The 23,644-nt window shown below is 64.9% G+C and carries 19 protein-coding genes, 1 tRNA gene and 1 pseudogene; 11 read left to right on the forward strand and 10 right to left on the reverse strand.

All coding sequences use genetic code 11. The features are described 5' to 3' along the window. Positions 1 to 69: 69 nt before the first annotated feature. From K940_RS0114275 to K940_RS0114305, 6 genes are all read left to right on the forward strand, one after another. Positions 70 to 1,470 carry a PLP-dependent aminotransferase family protein gene (locus tag K940_RS0114275; RefSeq protein WP_051407190.1) on the forward strand — a complete coding sequence of 467 codons (1,401 nt, stop codon included), beginning with the start codon at positions 70 to 72 and terminating at the stop codon, positions 1,468 to 1,470. 116 nt (positions 1,471 to 1,586) lie between these two features. Then, positions 1,587 to 2,018, forward strand: a complete 432-nt coding sequence (locus K940_RS0114280) for a Fur family transcriptional regulator (RefSeq protein WP_028478109.1) — start codon at positions 1,587 to 1,589, stop codon at positions 2,016 to 2,018. Positions 2,019 to 2,077: 59 nt separating this feature from the next. Continuing rightward, on the forward strand, positions 2,078 to 3,550 hold the full coding sequence (locus tag K940_RS0114285; RefSeq protein ID WP_028478110.1) for a catalase: 1,473 nt from the start codon (positions 2,078 to 2,080) through the stop codon (positions 3,548 to 3,550). A gap of 109 nt (positions 3,551 to 3,659) precedes the next feature. After that, a complete protein-coding gene (gene bla / locus K940_RS0114290) occupies positions 3,660 to 4,583 on the forward strand; it encodes a class A beta-lactamase (RefSeq protein ID WP_028478111.1) in 924 nt (307 codons plus the stop codon). A gap of 365 nt (positions 4,584 to 4,948) precedes the next feature. Further along, positions 4,949 to 6,175, forward strand: coding sequence for a cytochrome P450 (locus tag K940_RS0114300; protein ID WP_028478112.1), 1,227 nt, complete (start codon positions 4,949 to 4,951; stop codon positions 6,173 to 6,175). After that, positions 6,172 to 6,762, forward strand: a complete 591-nt coding sequence (locus K940_RS0114305) for a TetR/AcrR family transcriptional regulator (RefSeq protein WP_028478113.1) — start codon at positions 6,172 to 6,174, stop codon at positions 6,760 to 6,762. The genes K940_RS0114300 and K940_RS0114305 overlap by 4 nt, the downstream gene beginning before the upstream one ends. A 9-nt stretch (positions 6,763 to 6,771) precedes the next feature. Here the strand turns inward: K940_RS0114305 and atzF are convergent, their stop codons facing one another. From atzF to K940_RS0114320, 3 genes are read right to left on the reverse strand one after another with little or no spacing between them, the layout of a single operon-like run. Beyond that, a complete protein-coding gene (gene atzF / locus K940_RS0114310) occupies positions 6,772 to 8,508 on the reverse strand; it encodes an allophanate hydrolase (protein ID WP_028478114.1) in 1,737 nt (578 codons plus the stop codon). Next, positions 8,509 to 12,114 carry an urea carboxylase gene (uca, locus tag K940_RS0114315; RefSeq protein WP_028478115.1) on the reverse strand — a complete coding sequence of 1,202 codons (3,606 nt, stop codon included), beginning with the start codon at positions 12,112 to 12,114 and terminating at the stop codon, positions 8,509 to 8,511. A 35-nt stretch (positions 12,115 to 12,149) separates the two neighbouring features. Beyond that, complete coding sequence (locus K940_RS0114320) at positions 12,150 to 12,857, reverse strand: GntR family transcriptional regulator (protein ID WP_051407191.1); 708 nt, start codon at positions 12,855 to 12,857, stop codon at positions 12,150 to 12,152. A 196-nt stretch (positions 12,858 to 13,053) separates the two neighbouring features. Here K940_RS0114320 and K940_RS0114325 point away from each other — a divergent pair, with 196 nt between their 5' ends. Beyond that, on the forward strand, positions 13,054 to 13,512 hold the full coding sequence (locus tag K940_RS0114325) for a hypothetical protein (RefSeq protein WP_028478117.1): 459 nt from the start codon (positions 13,054 to 13,056) through the stop codon (positions 13,510 to 13,512). Positions 13,513 to 13,583: 71 nt separating this feature from the next. On the opposite strand, the gene K940_RS28345 is transcribed toward K940_RS0114325, so the two are convergent. Continuing rightward, the gene (locus K940_RS28345; protein WP_051407192.1) at positions 13,584 to 14,300 is read right to left on the reverse strand and encodes an SDR family NAD(P)-dependent oxidoreductase; all 717 of its coding nucleotides are present in this window, start codon (positions 14,298 to 14,300) and stop codon (positions 13,584 to 13,586) included. Between the two features lie 221 nt (positions 14,301 to 14,521). On the opposite strand from K940_RS28345, the gene K940_RS0114335 reads away from it, so the two are divergent. Continuing rightward, positions 14,522 to 15,070 (forward strand): hypothetical protein, encoded by a 549-nt coding sequence (locus K940_RS0114335; protein ID WP_028478118.1) that lies wholly within the window; start codon positions 14,522 to 14,524, stop codon positions 15,068 to 15,070. A 156-nt stretch (positions 15,071 to 15,226) separates the two neighbouring features. Here K940_RS0114335 and K940_RS28350 read toward each other — a convergent pair whose 3' ends face one another. From K940_RS28350 to K940_RS28355, 3 genes are read right to left on the reverse strand one after another with little or no spacing between them, the layout of a single operon-like run. After that, on the reverse strand, positions 15,227 to 16,156 hold the full coding sequence (locus tag K940_RS28350; RefSeq protein WP_051407193.1) for an NAD(P)-dependent oxidoreductase: 930 nt from the start codon (positions 16,154 to 16,156) through the stop codon (positions 15,227 to 15,229). Then, a complete protein-coding gene (locus K940_RS0114345) occupies positions 16,153 to 16,872 on the reverse strand; it encodes an SDR family oxidoreductase (RefSeq protein WP_028478119.1) in 720 nt (239 codons plus the stop codon). Before K940_RS0114345 ends, K940_RS28350 begins: the two co-directional genes overlap by 4 nt. Before the next feature lie 27 nt (positions 16,873 to 16,899). Then, positions 16,900 to 17,877: a LysR family transcriptional regulator gene (locus K940_RS28355; RefSeq protein ID WP_196812201.1), complete on the reverse strand. Its 978-nt coding sequence runs from the start codon at positions 17,875 to 17,877 to the stop codon at positions 16,900 to 16,902. A 227-nt stretch (positions 17,878 to 18,104) separates the two neighbouring features. Here K940_RS28355 and K940_RS31645 point away from each other — a divergent pair. Further along, positions 18,105 to 18,688: pseudogene (locus K940_RS31645) on the forward strand (MMPL family transporter); the annotation flags it as partial. An 84-nt stretch (positions 18,689 to 18,772) separates the two neighbouring features. Then, positions 18,773 to 19,180, forward strand: coding sequence for a DUF302 domain-containing protein (locus tag K940_RS0114370; protein WP_028478121.1), 408 nt, complete (start codon positions 18,773 to 18,775; stop codon positions 19,178 to 19,180). Between the two features lie 161 nt (positions 19,181 to 19,341). On the opposite strand, the gene K940_RS0114375 is transcribed toward K940_RS0114370, so the two are convergent. Both K940_RS0114375 and K940_RS0114380 read right to left on the reverse strand, forming a co-directional pair. Then, positions 19,342 to 19,415 (reverse strand) — tRNA-Pro (locus K940_RS0114375). A gap of 88 nt (positions 19,416 to 19,503) precedes the next feature. Continuing rightward, positions 19,504 to 20,457 (reverse strand): metallophosphoesterase, encoded by a 954-nt coding sequence (locus tag K940_RS0114380; RefSeq protein WP_028478122.1) that lies wholly within the window; start codon positions 20,455 to 20,457, stop codon positions 19,504 to 19,506. A 128-nt stretch (positions 20,458 to 20,585) separates the two neighbouring features. On the opposite strand from K940_RS0114380, the gene K940_RS0114385 reads away from it, so the two are divergent. Further along, positions 20,586 to 21,050 (forward strand): GatB/YqeY domain-containing protein, encoded by a 465-nt coding sequence (locus K940_RS0114385; RefSeq protein ID WP_028478123.1) that lies wholly within the window; start codon positions 20,586 to 20,588, stop codon positions 21,048 to 21,050. Between the two features lie 56 nt (positions 21,051 to 21,106). Here K940_RS0114385 and K940_RS0114390 read toward each other — a convergent pair whose 3' ends face one another. Beyond that, a complete protein-coding gene (locus K940_RS0114390; protein ID WP_028478124.1) occupies positions 21,107 to 23,470 on the reverse strand; it encodes a penicillin-binding protein in 2,364 nt (787 codons plus the stop codon). Positions 23,471 to 23,644: the final 174 nt, after the last annotated feature.

The raw sequence follows: 23,644 nt of genomic DNA on the forward strand, positions 1-23,644 counted from the left end.
CAATTGGTATTGTCCAAGTGCCACTTCAGTTGTTTATCAGTAGTCCACATGTGAAGAGTGAGTCCACTTGTGAAGAGTGAGTCCACTTGTGAAGGAGTCGAGCTGGACGATCTTCCGTTCGTGCTGGATCGTGATGGGTCGACACTGCTGTCGGTACAGATCGCCGATCAACTTCGCCAGGCCGCCACCGGTGGATTGCTGCGTACTGGGGACCGGTTGCCGTCCACCCGCGGGTTGGCTCGACGGCTCGGCGTGAGTCGCACGGTGGTAGCCGTCGCCTACGACCAGTTGCACGCCGAAGGCTGGATCGAGGGGCACCAGGGATCCGGGACCTACCTCACCACTGCCCCGGCCGCCACACCGGTACACGGTGCAGTATTGCCAGGAGCGGACAGCGCGCCACACCTGTTCGACCTCGCGCCCGGCGCCCCGTGCACCCAGGCCATCGATCCGGCCGCGTGGCGCCGTGCCTGGAGAGCGGCCGCCGACCATTCCCCTTTGGTGCGCAAGCACCGTGCCGGTGAACCGGAGTTCCGCCAGGCCGTGCTGCACCACCTTCTGCGCCATCGGGGTATCGGCACGGACACCGGCGCCGTGCTGCTCGCCACTGCCGGAGCGAGTTCGGCCGTCGGCGAATTGGCGGTGGCGGCGCTGCGTCCCGGAGATGTCGTGGCCATGGAGGACCCTGGATACCAGCGGGCCGCAGGAGCTTTCGAGGCAGCCGGGGTCGAGGTCCTACCTGTTCCGGTGGATGAGAACGGGCTGCGTGTCGACTGCCTTCCGACCGGTATCCACGCGGTGTACTGCACTCCTGCCCATCAGTTTCCGCTCGGCGCCCGGTTGCCGGCAGTGCGGAGGGTCGCGTTGATCGAACATGCTCGCCGTTGTGGGATCTTGGTCATCGAAGACGACTACGATGGCGAATTACGTTACGACACCGCGCCGCTGCCGCTACTGGCCACCATGGCTCCGGATGTCGTGGTGCACCTCGGGACGACGAGCAAGATCCTGTCACCGAGCCTCGGCATCGGCTGGTTGCTTGCCCCGCCGGACATTGCCGAGGCGGTGCTCGCGCTGCGAGAGCGTACCGGTACCGGTCCGAGCCCGGCCGGCCAGCGGGTGTTGGTGGCTCTTGCCGACCATGGCGACCTGGCCAGACACTTGCGCCGATTGCGCCGTCGGCTACCGCCGCGTCGCGCCTTGGTCGTTGCCCAGTTGCGTCGCCATGGACTCGGTGTGGTGGGCGACGATGCCGGCTCGCATGTCGTCGCATTGCTGGACTCCGCCGAGACCGAACAGCGCGTGATCGCGAACGGACAGAAGCGCGGCGTGGCCCTGGATGGTTTGGCCAGGCATCATCGGCACGACGTGCGCGATCACTTCGGAGTAGCGCTGGGATATGCGGCACTGCCATGGTCGGACTTGGTCGCCGCGGTTCCCATCGCCGCCGAGTGCCTCGCCGATTTCTGACACATGTGTGAACCACATCACTACACTCATCTCGTAGGCGGGGTTCGCGGGTCATTCTCTTGACTGATTCCAGTTATTTTTCTTGACTAATTCCAGAAAAGGGGCACAATCGAGGTATGCACACCAACGGTGTCGACCCTCGCGAGTGGTTGCGATCCGCGGGCCTACGGGTTACCGCTCCGCGGATTGCGGTACTGAATGCGGTAGCGACACAGCCGCATTCGGACGCCGACGCGGTGGCCGCCTCGGTTCGCGATGTTCTGGGCTCGGTCTCCACGCAGGCCGTCTACGACGTCCTGCATGCGTGCGTACGCGCCGGGATTCTGCGTCGGATCGAGCCCGCGGGCTCGGCCGCACTGTATGAAACCCGGATCGGAGACAACCACCATCACTTGGTGTGCCGCGGTTGCGGTGCGGTCGTCGACGTCGACTGCGCCGTGGGTGCAGCCCCTTGTTTGGAGCCATCCGATGATCATGGGTTCGTCGTCGACGAAGCCGAGGTCGTCTTCTGGGGCGTGTGCCCGATATGCCGTTCTACAGAGCGGTAGATGCCCTGAACCCGGGTCAGCCCATCCCGGGCCACTGTTGACCAGCCAAGGAGGCTTCGATGACCAAGCCGACAACCACGAACACCGGAACCCCGGTCGAGAGCGACAACGAATCGCTCACCGCGGGCACCCAAGGCCCGATCTTGCTGCACGACCACTATCTCGTCGAAAAGCTGGCGCAGTTCAACCGCGAACGAGTGCCGGAGCGAATCGTGCATGCGAAAGGCGCGGGCGCATACGGTGAGCTGGTTGTCACCAACGACGTCAGCAAATACACCAAGGCGAAGCTGTTCCAGCCAGGTGCGCGCTCGGAGTCGCTGGTTCGGTTCTCCACCGTGGCCGGTGAGCAAGGCAGCCCGGACACCTGGCGCGACCCGCGGGGTTTCGCGGTGAAGTTCTACACCGAGGACGGCAATTACGACCTCGTCGGCAACAACACGCCGATCTTCTTCATCAAGGACCCGATCAAGTTCCCCGACTTCATTCGGTCGCAGAAGCGCCTGCCCGGCAATGGTCTGCGTGACCACAACATGCAGTGGGACTTCTGGACCCTGCGTCCGGAGACTGCGCATCAAGTGACGTGGCTGATGGGCGATCGCGGGATCCCGAAGACCTACCGGCACATGAACGGCTATGGTTCGCACACCTACCAGTGGATCAATGCTGCAGGCGAGCGATTCTGGGTGAAATACCATTTCAAGACCAACCAGGGCAACCAGTTCTTGACCCAGGCCGAGGCCGATCGCCTGGCTGGTTCCGATCCCGACTACCACCGCGCGGACCTGTGGGAGGCGATCGAGCGCGGCGACTACCCGAGTTGGACGCTGTATGTGCAGGTCATGCCGGGCGCCGACGCCGAGGGATACCGGTTCAATCCGTTCGATCTGACCAAAGTGTGGTCGCACAAGGACTACCCGCTGGTCGAGGTGGGCACCTGGACACTGAACCGCAACCCGGGCAACTACTTCGTCGACATCGAGCAGGCCGCATTCGAGCCCTCGAATGTCGTGCCCGGCATCGGATTCTCGCCGGACAAGATGCTGCTGGGCCGAGTCTTCTCCTACGCGGACGCGCACCGGTACCGTATCGGCACCAACTATGCGCAACTTCCGCCGAATCAGGCCAGGGCAGCGGAGGTGAACTCCTACTCCAAGGAGGGCGCCATGCGCTACCACTACAACGACGCGAGTGTCCCGGTGTACGCGCCGAATTCGTTCGGGGGACCGCATGCGGACCCCGAGCGGGCGCCCGATGGTGGCATCTGGGAGTTCGACCCGACCATAGTGCGGGCCGGCTATGTTCAGCACGCCGAGGACGGGGATTTCACCCAAGCCGGCACCATGGTGCGCGAAGTCCTGGACGACGCACAACGTGATCGACTGGTGAGCAATATTGTCGGCCACGTGCTCGGTGGTGTTCGGGAGCCGGTACTCACCCGGGTCTTCGAATACTGGAAGAACGTGGACCCCGAACTCGGCAAGCGGGTCGAGGAGGGTGTTCGCGCAGGACTCAACGGCTCGGCGTCGTCGTAGCGTCACCCGGGATGCCGAGGAAGGCAGGTGCGCAGACCCGGCACACCTGCCTTCTCGTGTCCAGCTACCCCGCATGGTCTGGTCGTTGCGCCGATGGCACAGTGATGGGATGTTTCACCTGACGCGTAGCCAGAAAGTAGCCTTCGTCGCGGCACTCACCCTTCCCCTGGTAGCCGCCTGTGGCACGGAAGCCCCCGCGCACCAGCCGAGTTCCGCGCCGTCGAGCATACCGTCGCGTCCTGCTGCGAGTGCCCAGCTGGCAGATCTGGAGCGTCGCTACGACGCTCGGGTCGGACTGTTCGCGGTGGACACCGGCACCGGTCGGATTCTTACCCACCGCGCCGACGAGCGTTTTCCGCTGTTGTCCACGTTCAAGCCGCTCGCGGCGGCGGCGTTGCTCCAAGCGCATCCGCTCGATACGGGGTACTTCGACGAGGTCGTCCGGTACGCCGAGTCCGATCTGCTCCCGTACTCGCCGGTGACCGAGACCAAGGTTGCCGAGGGGGGAATGACCGTTGCCCAGTTGGCGGAAGCCGCCATCACCCGAAGCGACAACACTGCAGGTAACTTGCTATTGCGTGAACTCGGTGGCCCGGAGGGACTGACCGCGTTCCTGCGCACGATCGGTGACTCCACGAGCAGGCTGGACCGCTGGGAAATCGAGCTCAACACCGCGATTCCTGGCGACGAGCGCGATACCACCACCCCGGCCGCTCTGGCAGCGGACTACCGCGCGGTGGCTCTCGGCGACGCGCTCGGCGCGCCGGAACGCGACCGATTGAACTCCTGGCTGCAGGCGAACACCACCGGCGACACTCGCATCCGTGCCGGGCTGCCCACGGGTTGGATCGTCGGTGACAAAACCGGGACCGGTTCCTACGGCACGGCCAACGACGTCGCGATCATCCGACCCGAGGGTGGCGCAGCGCCGATCGTGATCGCGATCCTCACTCGTCGGTCCGATGCAGATGCCGCAGCGAACAACGACCTTCTGGTCGACGTAACCCGGGTGGTCGTCGACGAGCTGGCATGATCGCGATGGCCCAGGGGCCGCGCTGGCTGCGGGCAGTCCGGCCACCTCGCGGTATGCCGAGTCGGTCCGTTCGCCGACCGGCTTCGGCTTCACCTGGCTACAGCAGTCCCCACCAGTAGAACAAGCTGGCCAGTATCCAGACCACTACGGTTTCCATCGTCGCTCCCACTCGTGCCGCGCTCGTGTCTCCATCATCGCGCGATCCGCGGCCCGGTGGAGCACCTTGCCGCACCATCACAGCGGAGCGCACGTCTACCTCTGATTTCGATCTCGCAACACCGTCACGAGCTGCCTCGTGGCGCACCCCGAGGAGCCTCCGAAGTCCGGTTCTAGACAGTTTTCGCAATTTGTCTTACCGTCGATACATGGAGAGAGTTTCGTATCGGGAGACTCCGGTATTCGAACTTCGCTCCGGCGCTACCTGGGCTTCTCCCTGGCAGATGTACGCCGCGCTGCGCAAGTGGGATCCGGTGCACCACGTTGTCCCGGCCGCACAACACGACAACGACTATTGGGTGCTCACTCGGCACGAGCATGTGTACAACGCGGCGCGCGACAGTGCCACGTTCTCCTCACGTGATGGACTGACCGTGGAATACGGCGAGCTCGACGAACTCGGCTTGGCCGACAATCCACCATTGGTGATGCAAGATCCTCCGCAGCACACCGACTTTCGCAAGCTGGTCGCCCACGGCTTCACGCCGCGTCAGGTCGAGGAGGTAGAGCCGGTGGTGCGCAGGTTCGTCCGAGATCGGTTGGACGCCCTCGCGGCTCAGGGCGGCGGCGACATCGTCGAACAGTTGTTCAAGCCGCTGCCGAGTATGGTGGTAGCCCACTATCTCGGCGTGCCTGCCCAGGATCGAGACAGGTTCGACAGCTGGACCGACGCCGTGGTCGCGGGCAGTATCGACCGGTCGAACACGCGGGCTCACGCCGCATCCGCTGAGATGATGGGGTACTTCGCCGAGTTGATCAAACGTCGCCGCGCCGACCCTGGCACCGACACCGTGTCACTGCTGGTGCAGGCGGGCATGGCCGCAGACGACGCGGATGAGCGCGGAATGATCCAAATCCTTGCCTACACATGGACCATGGTCGCGGGCGGAAACGACACCACCACCGGACTACTGGGTGGCGCTGTGCAATTGCTGCAGCAACACCCGGACCAGCGCGCCGCACTCGTGGCCGACCGGGGGCGAATCCGGGATGCCGTGACGGAGTTCGCTCGACTGACTTCGCCGGTACAGGGGCTGGCACGCACAGTGACTCGTGATGTCGAACTGGCCGGGAAGACGGTGCCCGCTGGCCGTAAGGTGCTGTTGGTATTCGGTTCCGCCAATCGAGACGAGCAAGCGTTCGGCACGGATGCCGCCACCCTCGATATCGGTCGGAATCCGCAGCGCATCCTTACGTTCGGGCACGGCCCGCACCACTGTCTCGGTGCGGCCGCTGCGCGGATGCAGGCACGGGTCGCGCTCGAGGAACTACTCGGTCGTTTTCCCGACTACGTGGTCGATATCGATGCAGTCGAATACGCGACCGGTCCATACGTGCGGCGGCCGATTCGCGTGCCGTTCCGGTGCGCGGCGTGAACAGTGATTGGCTGGCCGGCGGCCGCGCCGAACTGGCCGCAGAGCGCATCCTCGATGCGGTCCGCACAGTGTTCATCGACCACGGTGTCAGTGGCGTCGGAATGACCGAGGTCGCAGAGGCCGCAGGCTGTTCCAGGGCCACACTGTACCGATACTTCGAGAATCGGCAGGCGCTGTACGTGGCTTTCGCCGGGCGTGAGACGCGTGCCCTGATCGAGCGGATATGGCGCGATCGCGAGGTCTCGGTGGACCGCTCCCCGGCGCAACAGTTGCTCGACCAGCTGACCGCGGTCCTCGCCGAAGTGCGCAAGACGCCGCACCTGGCTGTCTGGTTCGAGCCGGCCAATGCGGGAATCGTCGCCCAACTGGCGAATTCGCCGGGTGTGGTCGACGCGCTGGCAGCGAACTTCGTTGCGAGATTCCGTCCCGGTTTGTCCGCTCCCGCGGCGGGACGTGTCGGCCGGTGGGTTGTGCGCGCGGTGGTGTCTCTGCTGACTCTGCCCGGCTCGAACGAAGACGAGGAACGGGCGATGCTGCGCACCTTCGTGCTGCCGTTCGTCCTCGACGAGCACACCGTGATCGATTGACCGACTGTCTCAGCGTCGGCTGCGCAGCCGCAGATAGGTGTTCCAGCTGCGGTAGGCCGTGATGTCCGTGGCGGTGCGTACAGCGTCGTAGGTGCACGTGAAGCCGACGACGGCGCGTCCATCGTCCAGTTCGACACTGGTCATTGCCATGGGAGCCCGGAGGTCGGCAAGGAGGCCGCCCAGCCCGGCCACACCGAGACGGAACAACTCGCCGATGATGGGTGCGCCCTGGCCAGGGCCGTGGCGCACCAAACCGGGTTCGGGCGGTGTGGTGTCCAGTGCAGTGAGGCGGTAGGCATCGGTCGTTCGGATCTCGCCGACGAACCGTCCGCCGAACTGCTCGAGTTGCCAATGCAGCGGTTGTCCGCGCAGGTGGGCACCGAAGACGGCGAGGTCGATGCCGCTGTCGACCAGCAACGGCGCGTGTTCGATGCCGAGCAGGCGTGCGGCCAGGTCGACAGCCACCTGATCGGCGAAAGCCGGCGTGACCAGCATGACTCCGAATGGCGCACCCTCGGCGGTGCGGGCGCCCGGAACTGCGATGGCGGCCATGTCCAGAAGGTTGCAGAAGTTGGTGTAGGTACCCATCCGTCGATTGATCACGACCGGGTCTTCGTGCACCGCGGCAATGCTGGGATGCTCGGTCGTCGTCGGTAGCAGAAGGGCGTCGAATCCCTGCAGTAGACCGGTTGCGGTCGCCTTGGCCCGAGCCACGGCGTCGAGGTCGGCGGCGAACTCTGGACCACTGCGATCACATGCCGCGCGGATGATGGCGGCAACCGTGGGGTCGGCGCCTGCAGGCGCGGTATCGAGGAACGCGCCGACCGACGCGAAACGTTCTGCGACGATCGCGCCGTCATAGAGAAGTAGCGCGGCGTTCAGCAAGACGGAGATATCGATCTCTTCGAGCTTGACTCCGGTATCTGCGGCGTGGGCGACCGTCTGGGCGAACGCTTCGCGATACGTCGCATCGAGCGCGGCCAGATCTTCGACGCGTGGCACGGCGACCCGGGGGGTGTGCGGGGCTGCCAGTCGGACGTTCGTGGGCCACGTTCGGCTGCGCGGGTCCCGTGATTCCGGTCCCGCCATCACTGCAGCGGCTGCCACGGCCACCTCCAGTCGGGCGGCGAGAACCGTCACCGTATCGTAGTCGGCGCATGCGGGCACGGTGCCGTGCACCGGAACGATGCCGAGCGTTGCTTTGATGCCGACGATCCCGTGCAGCGCGGCGGGTACCCGGCCCGACCCCGCTGTGTCGGTGCCGATGCCGATGTCGGCGATCTCGAGCGCTACCGCCACCGCCGAACCGGAACTGGAGCCGCCGGACACCAGCCGCGGGTCGAAGGCGTGGCGTACCACGCCATACGGGCTTCGGGTACCGACCAGACCCGTGGCGAATTGGTCGAGGTTGGTCTTGCCCAGCACGAGCGCACCTGCTGCGATCAGGCGTCCTACTGCGGCCGCCGTCTCGGTCGGGTGGTAAGAGAACTCCGGGCACGCCGCCGTTGTCGGAAGACCGGCGACGTCGATGTTGTCTTTCACCGCCACCAATTGCCCCGCCAGGGGGAGGCGCTCGCCGGCTTCGAGTCGGCGGGCCAGCGCACCAGCCTCGGCGGTGACCTCCGCCTCCGACCGTAGTGCGATCCACACTTCGGGGCGATCCACCTCGGCGATTCGCCGGTACGCGGCCGCAACCCGTTCGATGGGGTCGCTACCGGCCGCGCTGCCAGGGACGCGATGCGCCATTCAGTCGACTCCGATCACTGCCAGGGGCGTACCCGGTTCCACTTTGGCTCCGGAAGCAGTAACCACCTTCAATACAGTGCCCCGCGTGGGGCTCGGTATCGGCAATTCGAGCTTCATCGCCTCCAGGACCGCGACGGGATCGCCGGCGGTGATTCGCTGTCCAACCGTGACTTCCATCCGCCATACGTTGCCCACCATGGGCGCGCGCACCACGGTCGCACCGGTGGGCAGATCGGACAGCGGATCGTCGGTCGGCGTCGCGACCGGTGCGGCAGCGATGTGCTCGAATTCGCCGGCTGCCCGCCAGGCGGCTTTTTCGGTCTCGAAGGCCGCGGCTTGGGTGGACTCGAACTCGGCGATGGAGCCGGCTTCGGCCTGCAACAGCTGCATGTGATCGGCCAGCGCGAAGCGTCCCTCCACTATCGCAGCGTCGAATCGGCCGGCTTCGGCGGCGGCCCGATGGTCGAGCAGTTGCTCCGCGCTGACCGGCTCCCACACGATGCGATCGAAAAATCGGAACAACCACGGTTTCCCGGGTTCGAATGGGGCGGACTGCCGGTAGCTCGACCAGATCGGCACCGTGCGGCCGATCAACTGGTAGCCGCCCGGTGAGGCCATTCCGTAGACGCACAGGTACTTGCCGCCGATGCCGACGGCGTCGGCGGGGGTCCACGTGCGCGCAGGGTTGTATTTGGTGGTGATCAGGCGATGTCGTGGATCCAGCGGAATCGCCAGCGGTGCACCGAGATACACGTCACCGAGGCCCAGCACCAGATATTCTGCATCGAAGACGGTGGAACGTACGTCCTCGATACTGGCGAGCCCGTTGACCCGACGAATGAACTCGATATTCGACGGCAGCCAGGGAGCGGTGTCGCGTACGCCACTGCGGTAGCGATCGATCGCTCTCCCGATCGAAGGGTCGTCGAACGACAGGGGTAGCCGGATGACGCGGCTGGGCACGACCAAGTCGGTGGTGGCGGGCAGTTCGAGTTCCAGGTCGGTCAGCGTACCGAGCAACCGGTCTTGCGGCAGAATCTCGGGATCGAAGTGGATGTGCAGGGATCGGACGCCCGGTGTCACGTCGATCACGCCGGGAAGCATCGCGTCGGCGAGCGCTTCGGCCAAGGTGTGCACTCGCATTCGCAATCCGAGGTCGAGGACCATCTCGCCGTATTCGACCAAGATGTTGTCGTCTCCGCCACGGAGGTAGCGCACCTGTGGCCGGTCGGTCGACGTCGCGATCTCGGCGAGGATGCCGCGATCGCGCAGGGCCGCCTGCCGATCGAGCACCAGATCGGGTGTGTCGTGCCATGTCCTCGCGCGCAGCTTTCGTGCTTGTTCGTCGTCCACTGGCACGAACGTCACGGTGTCACCGGGGCGGATCTGACCGAGACGCCAGCGGTGTGCGGACACCACGGTGAGTGGGCAGGCGAAGCCGCCCAGACTCGGACCGTCCGGACCCAGCAGAATGGGCGTGTCGCCAGAGAGATTCAGGGCGCCGACACTGTAGGGATTGTCGTGCAGGTTGGACGGGTGCAGCCCGGCCTCTCCGCCGTCGCTGCGTGACCAGGTCGGCTTCGGCCCTTCCAGTCGAATGCCGGTGCGGTTGGCGTGGCTGCCGACGCGCCAGTGATGGGTGAAGAACTCGACCATGTCGGCGTCGGTGAAATACGCCGGTGAAGTCTGCGGTCCAACCCCGGCCGCCAGTTGCCAGCGATGCGTGAATTCCGGTCGGTCGCTCGGTGGTATCGCTGTGGGAGGGCCGAGCGTGTCCTCGGTGCCCGAGGTGATGCCCAGTACGTCGCCGGTCGCGACTGCTTTGCCGGTGATACCGCCGAAACCGCCGAGGGTGAAGGTTGCCGCGCTGCCGTGAAACAGCGGTGCGTCGATGCCGCCGCGTATCGCGAGATAGGTGCGCAGCCCGGTGTCGACCGGTGCGCCGATATCCAATACGGCGTCCGCCGGTACGGTGATCGGCTCCCACATGACCACCGCGTCGCCGTCGAGGGTCACCGGCGCCGACGCACCGGTGAGGCAAACGATTGTGTCGTCGGAGAAACGTAGTTGTGGGCCCAACAGGGTGCATTCGAGCGCAGCCAGGCCGGCCGGATTGCCCACCGCGGTGTTGGCGAGAGCGAACGACCGGTCGTCCATCGGACCAGAGGGCGGGATACCGACGCTCCACAGACCGATTCGGCCGGGATGGTCCTGCACCGTGGTCATCGTCCCACCACGCAGAACGTCGATGCGCCCTCCCTCTGGGCGAATTTCGGCGAGTGTGGTGGTCGTATGTTCGGTGCGCAGCACACGGGCCTCGCTCGCCGCCCGACGCAATTGCGGGAGGTTCGTCTGCAGGCCGTAGATCCGGGTGCCGACGAGTGCGGTGTGTAAGGCCGCGAACGCATCTGCGCGACTGGCCCCGGAACAGACCACCTTGGCCAGCAGCGGGTCGTAGTACGAACTCACGTCCGTACCAGTGTCGATCCAGGTGTCGACTCGGGCGCCGGCCGCAAACCGCGCGGTGGTGACCAGACCTGCACTGGGGCGGTAGTCGTGGCCGGGATCCTCCGCATAGACGCGAGCTTCGACAGCGTGGCCGGTGACCGGTGGGCCGTCCTCGGGCTGTCCATCCAGCATCGACCTATCGCCGCCGGCCAGCCGCAGCATCCATTCGACCAAGTCGACGCCAGTGATCGCCTCGGTGACAGGGTGTTCGACCTGCAGGCGAGTGTTCATCTCCAGAAAGGAGGCCTCGCCGGTGTCGAGGTCGTAGAGGAATTCGGCCGTCCCCACGGAACGATAGTCGACCGACCGAGCGAGTCTTCGGGACGCGGTGAGCATGTTCTGCATCAGGTTCGGGGCAAGGCTCGGGGCGGGCGCCTCTTCGATCACTTTCTGGTTCCGGCGTTGCAGCGAGCAGTCTCGGGTGCCGAGGCTGACGACTCGGCCGCAACCATCGCCGAACACCTGCACCTCGATATGCCTCGCGCGCGTGACGAAGCGCTCGACGAACACTCCGGTCGAACCGAAACTCGCAACCGCCATACGCTGCACCCGCTGATAGGCGGTCCGGACTTCGTCCGGCCCGAAGCACGCCTGCATCCCGATGCCGCCGCCACCGCCGACCGCCTTCACCATGACCGGAAAACCGATCTGCTCCGCCTGCGCCACCGCGTGTTCGACCGAGTCGAGCAGGCCGCTTCCCGACATCAGCGGAACGTCGGCAGCCTGCGCTGCTGCCCGTGCAGTGTGTTTGTCTCCGAAGACGCGAAGCTGGTGCGGAGTGGGGCCGACGAAGGCAATCCCTTCGGCCATCGCCGCCTCGGCGAATTCGGGATTTTCGGAGAGAAATCCATAGCCGGGATGAATGGCTCCTGCACCGGTTGCCAACGCCGCCTCCAGCAACCGGTCGATGCGCAGGTACGACTCCATTGCAGGGCTCGGTCCCAGATAGACCGCCGTGTGTGCGTTTTCGACATGCGCCGCACCGACATCGGCATCGGAGTAGACGGCGACCGTCTCGAGGCCGAGGGCTTCGGCTGTGCGTATGATGCGACAGGCGATCTCGCCACGATTGGCGACGAGCACGGTATCGAATTCCATCCCGGCTGCGACTTCCTGCTGGTCCGTGGCCGAGGTCAGTCCGTGGCCAGCGACATGGCGGTGATTGCGCGAGTGACCCGTTCGAGCACGACGTCCAATGATTCGCCGATATGAGTGTGGAGGAGCCGATAGGCCAGGGACAGGTCGTCGGACAATACTGCGTCGAGAATGCCGAGGTGTTCGGCGATCGTGGTCTCGATCCGATTGTTGACCATGAAGTCGTACATCCGCACATGGCGAATACGAGAATTGACCGCACGCAAGGCGCGTACCATTTCGGTGTTGCCCGCCGCGCTGAGCAGCGCGACATGGAACTCTTCGTCGCGCACCACGAAACCGGGTTCTTGTTCGGGGGGATCGGCGCGCAATTCGAGCCATGCGTCGCGTTCGGCCGCCAGCGACTCCAGGTCGTGGGTGACGTCGGGATTGGTCATCACCCGCTGTAAGCCGCCCAATTCCAAAGTGATTCGGACCTCGTACAGGTCACGGATCAGTGGAATGCTCGGCCGCACCGGGCTGAATCCGTAATCCTCGCGCCGCAGCAGACCGTCGGAACACAAGACTGTCAGTGCTTCGCGGATCGGCGTGCGTGAAATGCCGAAGCGCGCTGAGAGCTTCGGCTCGGTCAGCCGCTCGCCGAACTTGATGCTCCCGTTCATGAGTTCGCTGCGCAGGGCTGCATACACCACGTCGCGCAGGGGTTTTCCTGCCGCATCCGCCAGAGTGGACACCCGGGTCGACATGTTTGTATACGCTATTGACCTCGCGTGTCGGTGGTATGTCCGTACGTAATGGCTGTGTAAGCGTCTGCTCACCGACCTGCTCGAGGCGACATGCTTCGACCAGGTCGGCCGGGTATGCGATGGTGTGAAGCAGAATCCGATGGCGGCTCGGCAGAGCCGGCGTTCGGCAGTCCATACAGCTCACCAAGGAGATGATATGAAGCGCAGCACAAAGTTCGCCGGAGCACTCGCCGCCGCGGCCGCGGCGCCGGTCGTCGCGATCGGAACGGCTGAGGCGGCAACGGATACCGTCTTTTTCTCAGTGGGCAGTACACACTGCGCAATCTTCGGGAACGGGGCGGTCGGATGTAACTTCGCCAGTCCGGTGCAGTTGAGTTACTACGTCGGCAACGTCTATGTCCCCATGCCGATGGCAGTGAGCGAAATGGTGATCGATCAACCTTGGTTGCCCGCACATCCCACGTTCGACCCGGTGCGGCGATACACCCTGGCCGGTGGGAATCCCAGCATCTATCACGTGCAGACCGGTTCGAGCCAGTGGGGTCCGATCATCGAGCATGCGGGGGCGTCCTGCCAAATCGGCTACCGAGGTAGTTTCAGCTGCGGGACGATGGGCCAGGGCTTCGCTTCCTACGGTGGCATTATCGTCGCATAGCGGCCGCTCGTGCGGGTCGGAGCGCCGACCCGCACGAAAGGCAACCGCGTGAGTCTGCACGCAGGTCCGGTCTACTCACCGCCGTCCACGCGGATGGTTCGAGCGGTGATCGTTGCGGCGGAGCTCTCGGAAAGATAGGTGAGTATTGCCAGAAGTCCGGCGGATTTCAGCGCTGCCAGGGTCGCATCGTGTTCGATGTTCTCGGTCGGTCCTCTTCCACGGCTGACCGTGTTGACCGTGATTCGCCGGGTGGCGAAATGTGGTGCCAGCACGCGTCCCAGATGTTCGACGGCGCCGCGAGTGGTCTCGTAGAGCACATCGTTGGATGCGGTGGAGTGGCACAGAGTGACGATCCGGCCGTCGTCGGCCAGGTGTCGCCCGGCCAGTTGCATCCCGTGGAAGACGCCCTTGACCGTCGCGCCGAAAGCCAGATCGACCTCGTCCGAGGTGATCTGGGCGAATGGTTCGGTATCGGTGATCGAGACAGTGTTGATCAACAGGTCCCAGCCACCACAGTCGTCGAGCAGCACGCGCACCAGCTCGTCGTATTCGGCGCGGTCGTCGATGTCCGCGGCGAGCCCGACCGCAGTGCCGCCGGCGGCTTCGATGTCCTCGATCACGTCCGCCGCCGGCTCCGGGAAGTGTGGATGGTGAACCACGACCTGCGCCCCTTGCGCGGCCAAAGCCTTCGCGGCCGATTTTCCGATTCCGGTATAGGCCATGGTGACCAGCGCGGTTTTTCCGGACAGTGGTTTGTGGACGTGGTTGTCGGCGTTAGGTTCCCCCATGTGTCGACCTTTCGTCGATTGTGGTCGTGTTCTTCGGTGATGGTATGCCCGTCTACCGGAAGACGCCTGTCGCTGGAATGGTTTGTTGGCACCGACCAGCGAGCGCCGGCGTTTGTCACCACGATCGGGTCGGGAATTGCCGATTGCAGCCTCGGGCGCTTGGCAGACGAAAAGTTCTCGTCGACCGTCGAACTGGGGAAGCTGCTAGTAGGTTGGTTCGCATGGCGCAGCTTCCCCATCAGATCAACGGGATAACCGACGACTCCTGTGTACTCGGCATCGTCGATCCGCACACCTACACGTCGTTCGTGGACGATGCCTGGTCGTGGAAAGCGATTTCCGACCATTTCCGATCCGAGATGGGTCGCCGCACCCTGCTGCTGTGGGGAACCGGTGCCGAACATTCCTGGCGGATAGACCTATCGGCCTCTCCGGTAGATCCTCGGTGGCCCATCACCCGGCAGACATCGGGTCCTATTTCCGTGAGCGGCGGAGAACTGGTCGTGGTCAGCTGGGAAGTGTTGGCCGCGGCTGCCATACACAAGGACGAACCCGTCGACGTCGACAAAGAGACGTGCGGCACCGGCATCGATCTGCCCAATGGAAACTACGTCTGTACCATTACCCAACACAATCGACCCGAACGTGGCGAGCGGCACGGTGGGCCGGACTTTCACCTCCAACTCGTTCCCGGCGAAGCTCGGGCGTGGACCGGCCGAGCCTGGCGCGATGAACAATCCGATGCGCATTGTTTGGAATACGAAATGTAGCAGGGTTTTCGCTGGTGGATCGGCGCGACATCGATCATGAGATCGAAAATGCCTTGGATTCGCCGAATCTCGGGTCCTGCTCGAGAAGTGTGTGCATGTGATGCGGCACGATGTGACTCCAGAATTAGGGGGCGATTCTGTTTAGAACTAGAGGATTCAGTGGTGGCCGAGTCGTGAGCCGGTCGCATCGTGTTCGTGGATCGTCGCGATTGCGGTGAGGTCCCAGTTGTCGTGCCCGGCAGCTGAGGTCTGGTGATATCCGGCCAGTGCAGCGCGGGTCATCGGTGCGTGGCCAGAACAATCTTCGGCGATGGCGGTGAGATAGCCCAGGTCCTTTGTGACGAGGCGGACCGGAAAGTTCGGCGAAAAATCACTCGCAGCGATGAGGTCGATCGCTCGTGCGGCGGCTGGGCTCGTCACCGGAAGTGATGCGAGCACTGCCGTTGTCGAGGCACTGTCGAGCCCAACCCGGCCGGCGAGAGCGAGCAGTTCGGCAATTGTGGCGACCTGACTTGCCATAAGTGCATTGACGATCAATTTGAGGGTTGCCGCGCTGCCGTGCTCGGCGCCGATGTGATGGAGGCGAGTGGCGCTGGCGGTCAAGATCGGGCGTGCGTCGGCGTGGACCTCCGGCGAGCCGGCTGTGAGGTGGATCAGGGCCCGAGCCTCGACTTGCGGACGGGAACCGATCATGGGTGCTTCCAGGAAACGAAGCCCGTGCCGATGGGCTCGCGCGGCGAGGTCTCGGATGCAGGCAGGCGAGAGCGTGCTCGCCTCGATGGACAGCAGATTCCGGCGCGCGCCGGCGAAGATTCCGTTAGCGGGGTGATGCCATACCTCCCGGGCTGCGATGTCGTCGGAGACCGTGACCATGAGTGCATCGGCGTGGGCGGCAGCCTCGGCGGGAGTCTGCGCTGCGCGTGCCCCCTCGGCTGTGAGTCGCTCGACTGGGCCGGGCGAACGGTTGGTCACGATGACCGGATAGCCGGCGGCGAGGAGATTCGCCGCGATGCGGCTGCCCATCGCGCCGACACCGATTACAGCGACCCGCGGGTGGGCCATGGTTGTCGGGGTCGTCGGGGTCACTGAGCTTCTCCAGAGAACGCGAGTTCGAAGGACTTGGGGTCGGTCCGCCACACCATGGACATCTCGCGCGCAGTGGGGTCGGGGAAGATGTCGTCGTGGTCGGCGATGATGCCATCGAGAATTTCTTCGGCCACCATGCGCGGGACGGCTTTCGGTACGTCGTAGCCGGCGAGCATGTCGGTGTCGATCCCGCCTGGGTACACCCCGTGTACCGCGATGCCCCGCCTGCGCAGCTCAGGGCGAATGGCCTGTGTGTAGGAGTGCAGGGCAGCTTTGGACGCGGAGTAGCCCGCCATGGATGGGGAGCTTGCCAGTGCCAGGAGAGACAGCACGTTCACGATTGCGCCGCCGCCGACTGAGTCGATCACTGGAGTGAATGCGCGGATCAGGTCGACTGTTCCGAGGTAGTTCGTCGCGATCTCCTCGGCGAGCGATTCGCGGTCGGCGGCCAGGGGGCCGGCAAACCGGGAGGTACCGGCGTTGTTCACCAAGAGATCTACGTCCGGTGCCTGTACCGGCGCGCCGGCGATGTCGCCGGCCGCGGTCAGATTCAACCGGATCGGAACGACGCGCTCGTCGAGGCCGGTCACCGTGAGGGGGTCTCGGGCCACTGCGTACACCCGCTGTGCGCCACGGTCGAGCAGTGCGTCGAGCAGGGCACGGCCGAGACCGCGGTTGGCGCCGGTGAGCAGGACTACGGAGTTGGTGATGTTCATGCTTCGCAACGCTACGAACCGCAGCTGTTATCCGTCCAATACAAGTTTCGAGTTCTGTGATCGGTCTGGCCGATAAGCCGAGGTAACCTCCAGGATTATCTGGCGGAGCAGGTCGGCGCCGGGGTGGTTGCTTCCGGAGAGTCGAGCCGGGCCGGTCACCAACCGTGGCGCCGGGTTCGACAAGGGGCGGAAAGCGACTCCGGCGCGGGAGAGGTTGTCGGCTACGGAGTGGGCCACGAACGCCACTCCGAGGCCGGCGGCCACCAGCGCGAGAATGGTTTGCAGGCCAGTAGCTTCGTGGACGATCCGCGGGGCGAACCCGGCCGCGACACAGGCATCGGTATATCGGTCGTAGGTCTGCGGCTCGAGTTCGCGGGGGAACAGCACGAAAGCCTCGCCGGCGAGGTCTGCCAACGAGACCGGTCCGGTGGTCTGGGCCAGCGGATGCACGGCCGGTACCGCGATCCCGACCGGGTCGTCGAGCACTGGGATGGTGTCCACTCCCGCGCCCGGATCGACTGGAAGGTGCACCAAGCCGAGGTCCAGTCGACCGAGTTGCAGCAGCCGTACCTGGTCGGTGGTCTTGTGTTCGGCCACGCTGACCTGCAGTTCCGGAAACCGGTGTTTCGTTGCGCGCAGCACGGCAGGAAGCAGACCGTACAAGGCCGAGCCGACGAACCCGACTCGCACCGTGGCAAGTTCACCTCGAGCGACTCGGCCACCATCGTCGACCACCCGGTGTGCCTCGCCGAGTAGTCGCCTGGCTCCCGCCAGGAGAACCTCCCCAGCGGGAGTCAACCGCACGCCGCGCCGATTGCGTGCCAGCACCTGATACCCCAGAGCATCCTCCAGGGCTTTGACTCGGTAGCTCAGGCCGGGCTGGCTCAGATGTAGCCGGGCTGCTGCGCGGCCGAAGTGCAACTCTTCGGCCAGCACTGTGAACAGTCGAAGATCACCGAGGTCCACCGGCGGTACTTCCGGGTCGGTCGTCGACTGCGGCGCCACCGATATCCACCCACTTCCAACCGCAGAATTCTCCCGCGTCACCGTTTGTCGAGTCTACCGAGTTCGCCCCGAGGGTGATCCAGGTCCGCGGTCCATCGGACAATATGCCCCCTGGGGTATAGTCGACCTCGAACGGCTATATACCCCAGGGGGTATATGAGGAGGATCGGTGAAGACGAATACGGCGCTGACCGAACTCGAACCTGTAGGCGACGACACCGTGCACTCGTTTCCGCGATGCGCTCACCCGCGCCGGCGATTCCCGTGCCGCGGTGGCCGAAGCCATGGACACTGCCGGCAAGGCGGTGCTGTTGTCGGGGTTGACCGTGGTGGTCAGCCTGTCGGCAGTGCTGGTCGTGCCGGCGCCCGCAGTCGGAACGATGGCGGTCGGGATCATGCTCGCGGTGGTGTTCGTCCTGGCCGCTACTCTCACCTTGCTACCGGCCACGCTCGGCGCCCTCGGCGGCAGAGTCGACGCCGCCGCGCTGCCTTTCGCGTGTCGTCAGCAGCATCGCTCCCTGTGGTTCGCACGCTGGGGACAGGTACTGCACGCACATCCCTGGCCGTTCGCTGCGGCCTCGCTCGCGGTCCTGGTCGGGCTGGCGGTACCGGTGTTCTTCACCTTCGCACTCGCCGACCCGCTGCCCCCGAGGAAATGGGCATCATCCTCGGCGTCGCGGTCGTGCTGGATGCGGTCCTGGTCCGGCTGGTCCTGCTGCCGGTCATTCTGCGCTCGACCGGACACGCGGCGTGGTGGACGCCGGCGTGGCTTCGCCGAGCGCTCCCCACCATCAGCTTTGCTCACCACTGAGTCCACCCGCACGAACCTTCCACTCGGCATCACCGACTGCCCTACCTGCCCAGCATCGACAACCGACCCGGATTGGAGCACACAATGGACCTGGCTGTCTCGACAACTCTGCACACCACCTTCGACGATGCGATCGAACGCACCCGCACCGCACTGGCAGACCAAGGCTTCGGGATCCTCACCGACATCGACCTGCGCGCCACCCTCCAAGCCAAGCTCGGCCACGAGATGGAGGACTACCGCATCCTGGGCGCCTGCAACCCGTTCCTGGCCCACCGCGCTGTCGACCTCGACCGCCAGATCGGTCTGCTGCTGCCCTGCAATGTCGTGGTCCGCCGTGATCCCGCCGATCCCGAGACCATCGTCGTCGAAGCCATGAACCCACAACTCATGGTCGAAGTCACCGGCCAGCCCGCGTTCGACTCGGTCGCCGACGACGCCACTGCCCGGCTACGCGCCGCACTGGCAAATCTGGAGTCGACCCGAGCCTGAGGCCACCGCGGATACCGTTCTCGAATACAAGACCGGCGAGCGTTGCTGCCTTGTCGTCGCCCACGATGCGCGTGGTCGACCGGCGAATCGAGGTATCCGACGAGAAAAGCCCCTGACCATACCCAATGGTCAGGGGCCTCATCGTGTCTCAACCACACGAGTCGGGGTGGCGGGATTTGAACCCACGACCTCTTCGTCCCGAACGAAGCGCGCTACCAAGCTGCGCCACACCCCGTCAATCGGACCTGCAGTAGCTTACAACAGGGTCGGGCAAGTCGCTAAACCGGCAGTTCAGTGCTGGTCTGCAGCCGTGTGGCGGGATCTCACGGAGCAACGGCCGTCGACTTCGAAGCACCGTGGCCTTCATCGGCTCCGGGACGCTTCGGTGGAGCAGCGACCAGGGTCAACAGGGTTGCTTCCGGTCGGCAACAGAATCGGTATGGCGCCCACGGTGACGTGCCCAGCCCCGCGGAGACGTGCAATCGGGTGTGCTCGCCCCATTTCGATGAACCCTTCACTCGGGACCGATCGATTCCGCAATTGGTGACGAGTGCTCCGTAGCCGGGTAGACATACCTGTCCACCGTGCGTGTGGCCGGCAAGCACCAGGTCGTAGCCGTCGGTCGCAAAGCGGTCCAGTACTCGTGGTTCGGGTGAATGCGTGAGACCGATTCGCAGGTCGGCCGCTGGATTCGGGAGACCTGCGATCGTGTCGTAGCGGTCTCGCCGAAGATGCGCGTCATCGACCCCGGCAGTGGCGATTCGGATGCCGGCTACTTCGAGGTCGCGGCGTACATGGGTCAAGTCGAGCCAACCACGCTCGGTGAACACAGCGCGCAGATCCTTCCACGGTAGTGGTGCGCCGTGGGTGCGGCGGTGGTTGCTCTTGAAGTACTTCATCGGGTTCTTCGCCACCGGCGCGAAGTAGTCGTTGCTACCGAACACGAACAGCCCGGGACGGGAAAGCAACCCGCCCAGGGCTTGCACGACTGCGGGGACCGACTTCTGGTGTGACAGATTGTCGCCGGTATCGATCACCAGGTCCGGCTCGAGGCGATCGAGCTCCCGCAACCACTGTTGTTTGAGCTTTTGGCCGGGCATCATGTGCAGGTCGCTGAGGTGGAGCACCCGCAGCGACGACGATCCCGGGGCCAGCACCGGCATGGTCGTCTCTCGTAGAACGAAGGCGTTGCGTTCGACCAGCGAGGCGTAGCCGATTCCGGCTGCGGCGGCCCCTAGCGCGGCCGTGCGTACGACAGAGGTCGAGATGACTGGCATTTGCCCAGCATAGGTGACCTCGCCTAGGAGTGCCGAGTGTGAATGCGCACACAGCGCGTGGGCCGGGAATCGGGCGGCACCGAAAGAATGTAGTGGGGCCGTCGTACCCGACCGGCTACCGTGGCGCCATGTCGGAACTCAAATCGCAGTTGCGCTCGGACCTGACCGCCGCGATGAAAGCCAAGGACTCGCAGCGCTTGTCCACGTTGCGGATGTTGTTGTCGGCCATCCAGACCGCCGAAGTTGCCGGCTCCCAGGCCCGAGAGCTCACCGATGACGAGGTCGTCGCGGTGTTGCAGAAGGAATCGAAGAAGCGCGCCGAATCGGCCGAAGTTTATGCGCAGGCCGGACGCGGCGAATTAGCGGCGAACGAACGCGCCGAGGCACGGGTCATCGAGGAGTATCTGCCGACCCCATTGACCGATGCCGAGGTCGCCGATCTTGCGGAGACTGCGATCGCTCGTGTTGCCGAGGAAACCGGTGAGCCGCCGAGTATGCGGCAGATGGGTCGGGTCATGAAGATCGCGACCGGGCTGGCGGCAGGCAAGGCCGATGGTTCGCGCATTTCGGCTGCGGTGAAAGCGCGCTTGTAGTGCAAGATCGCGCTGGAGGCGGTCGAACGCGCTCGTTCGGCCGCCCCCAGCGCTGCTCAGCGGGGTAGTGGGATCGGGATCGGGATCGGTGGTAGCCGCGGCAGGGGCGGTGGCGACGGCGACGGCGTGGGCGGTGCAGCCGGGTCGGGAGTGGTGCGCACCGTGCCGTCGCTGACGTAGAGCGTGATCACCGAACCGGGCACTGCCGAGCCGTTCGGTGTGGTGCCCATCACGGTGCCCTTGGGCTGTGAGCCGGGGCCGGTGATCGATGACACGCGAAAGCCTGCAGCGGTCAACGCGGCAGTGGCTTTGGACCGGGTCATTCCCGCGACCTCGGGCACCTGGGCATTGTGTGCGCCACGGACATACTTGTCGTTCGGCGGCGGTAGCGCCGGCGGCGGAAACAGCGAGATCACCGGTTTGATCGCACTGAACCAGGTCCGCGCCGGTTCGTTGCCGCCGAACAGGTTGCCGCTACCACAGTTGCGCAGCGGGAACGAGCAGATCTCACCGGGCGTCCGGGTGTCTCCGTAGACGTAGGACGCCGCGGCCAAGGAATCGGTGAAGCCGAGGAAGGCCGAAGAGCGGTGACTTTCGGTGGTGCCGGTTTTGCCGGACATCGGGAAGTTCCACCCCTGTGATCGGGCGGCTCCCGCCGCCGTGCCCGCGGTGTCGTCCTTGCTCATCGCATTGGCGAGGGTGTTCGCCAAACCGGGCTCGACGACTTGTTCGCACGCCTGCTGAGTCAGCGGGACCGGTTTGCCGTGGCGGTCGATGACCTCGGCGATCGGATTCGGCGGGCACCACTTGCCGTCGGAAGCCAGCGTCGCGGCGACGTTGGACAATTCGAGCGGGTTGATCGCGACGGGACCCAGGGTGAACGAGCCGAGGTTCTGCTCCTTGATCATGTCGGCCAGGCTCTGGTTGCCGTGGCCAGAGGTGCCCGGTTCGGTATACGAGCGCATCCCGAGCCGAACCGCCATGTCCACGGTCGGCGTGACTCCGACGTCTTGGATGAGTTTGACGAACGCTGTGTTCGGTGACGTGGCCAAAGCTTCGGTCACCGACATCGGTGACTTGTAGCTGCCCGCGTTCTCGACGCAGTAGGTCGCCGGCGGACACCCGCGGGCGCCGCCGTTTCCCATTCCTTTGGCTTCGAACCGGCCCGGTACATCGAGTTGGGCACTGATGCCGAGGCCCTTTTCCATGGCCGCCGCGGTGGTGAAGAGCTTGAAGACGGAGCCGGCGCCGTCACCGACGATGGAGTACGGCTGCGGCTGGACGGTCTCGTCGGCGTCTTGGTTCAAGCCGTAGGTGCGACTGCTGGCCATCGCAACCACCGGATGCGAATCCTGTCCCGGCGCGATCACCGACATGACCTCGGCGATGTTGTTCAGGTTGGAGTCGGCCGCCTCGGTCACTGCTCGCTTGACCGAGTCCTGCACCGCGGGATCGAGGGTGGTCTTGATCAAATATCCGCCCTTGTCGATCTGCTCCCGACCGATACCGGCATTGGCGAGATACTGCAGGGCATAGTCGCAGAAGAAGCCACGATCATCGGCCGCGATACACCCGCGCGGCAACCCCTTGGGCTCCGGTAGCACGCCGAGTGGCTCGTTCTTGGCCGCGCGGAACTCGTCGGCGCGGCTGGGGATGTTTTCGATCATGGTGTCCAGGACCGTGTTGCGCCTGGTCAGCACGCCGTCGGGATTGGTGTACGGATTCAGTTTCGACTGGCTCTGCACGATTCCCGCCAGCATGGCCGACTGCGTGACGTCGAGGTCGGCTGCGTCGACACCGAAGTAGGTCTGCGCGGCGTCCTGGATGCCATAGGAGGAGTTACCGTAGGGGACCAAGTTGAGGTAGCGGGTGAGTATCTCGTCTTTGGTCAACTCACGGTCCAGCGTGAGTGCCATCCGAATCTCGCGGATCTTGCGTGCGTTGGTGACCTCTGTGGCAGCACGGCGCTCGGCATCCGTTTTGGCGATCACGAGCAGCTGGTAGTTCTTCACATACTGCTGATTGATCGTCGACGCGCCTTGTTGGACTTCGCCACTCGAGGTATTGGTCAGGAACGCGCGCAGCGTGCCCTGCCAGTCGACACCCACGTGCTCGGCGAAGCGCCGGTCCTCGATGGAGACGATCGCCAGTTTCATGTCGTTGGAGATCTTGTCGCTGGGGACCTCGAAGCGGCGCTGCTCGTATAGCCAAGCGATCGGATTGCCCGCGGCGTCGACCATGGTCGAGACCGCGGGAGTCGTTCCCTCGACAAGTTCCGCGGCGACATTGTCGACGGCGTCCGCGGCACGGTTGGAGACGAACCCGAAACCGCCGGCGAGCGGGAACAGCAGCCCGGCGACGAGCACCGCGGCCAGCGCGCAGCTGCCGGCCAGCCGAGCGAGCGAATGTGTGATCGGCACCGATCAAGACTAAGGGGTGGGATCGGAGTCTCGTCGGCGGCATTTGTCCGAACCTGCAAACGGTCGGTCGCGGCGGCGCGCGTTTCGCGGGATGGCCTGGGGAGATCCCGTTGGCCCAGCGGGTTGCGCAGGGACGGACGTACCAAAAAATTTCCGGACGGTCTTGCGCAAGCG

The sequence above is a fragment of the Nocardia sp. CNY236 genome, from assembly GCF_000482385.1.
Taxonomy (GTDB): Bacteria; Actinomycetota; Actinomycetes; order Mycobacteriales; family Mycobacteriaceae; genus Nocardia.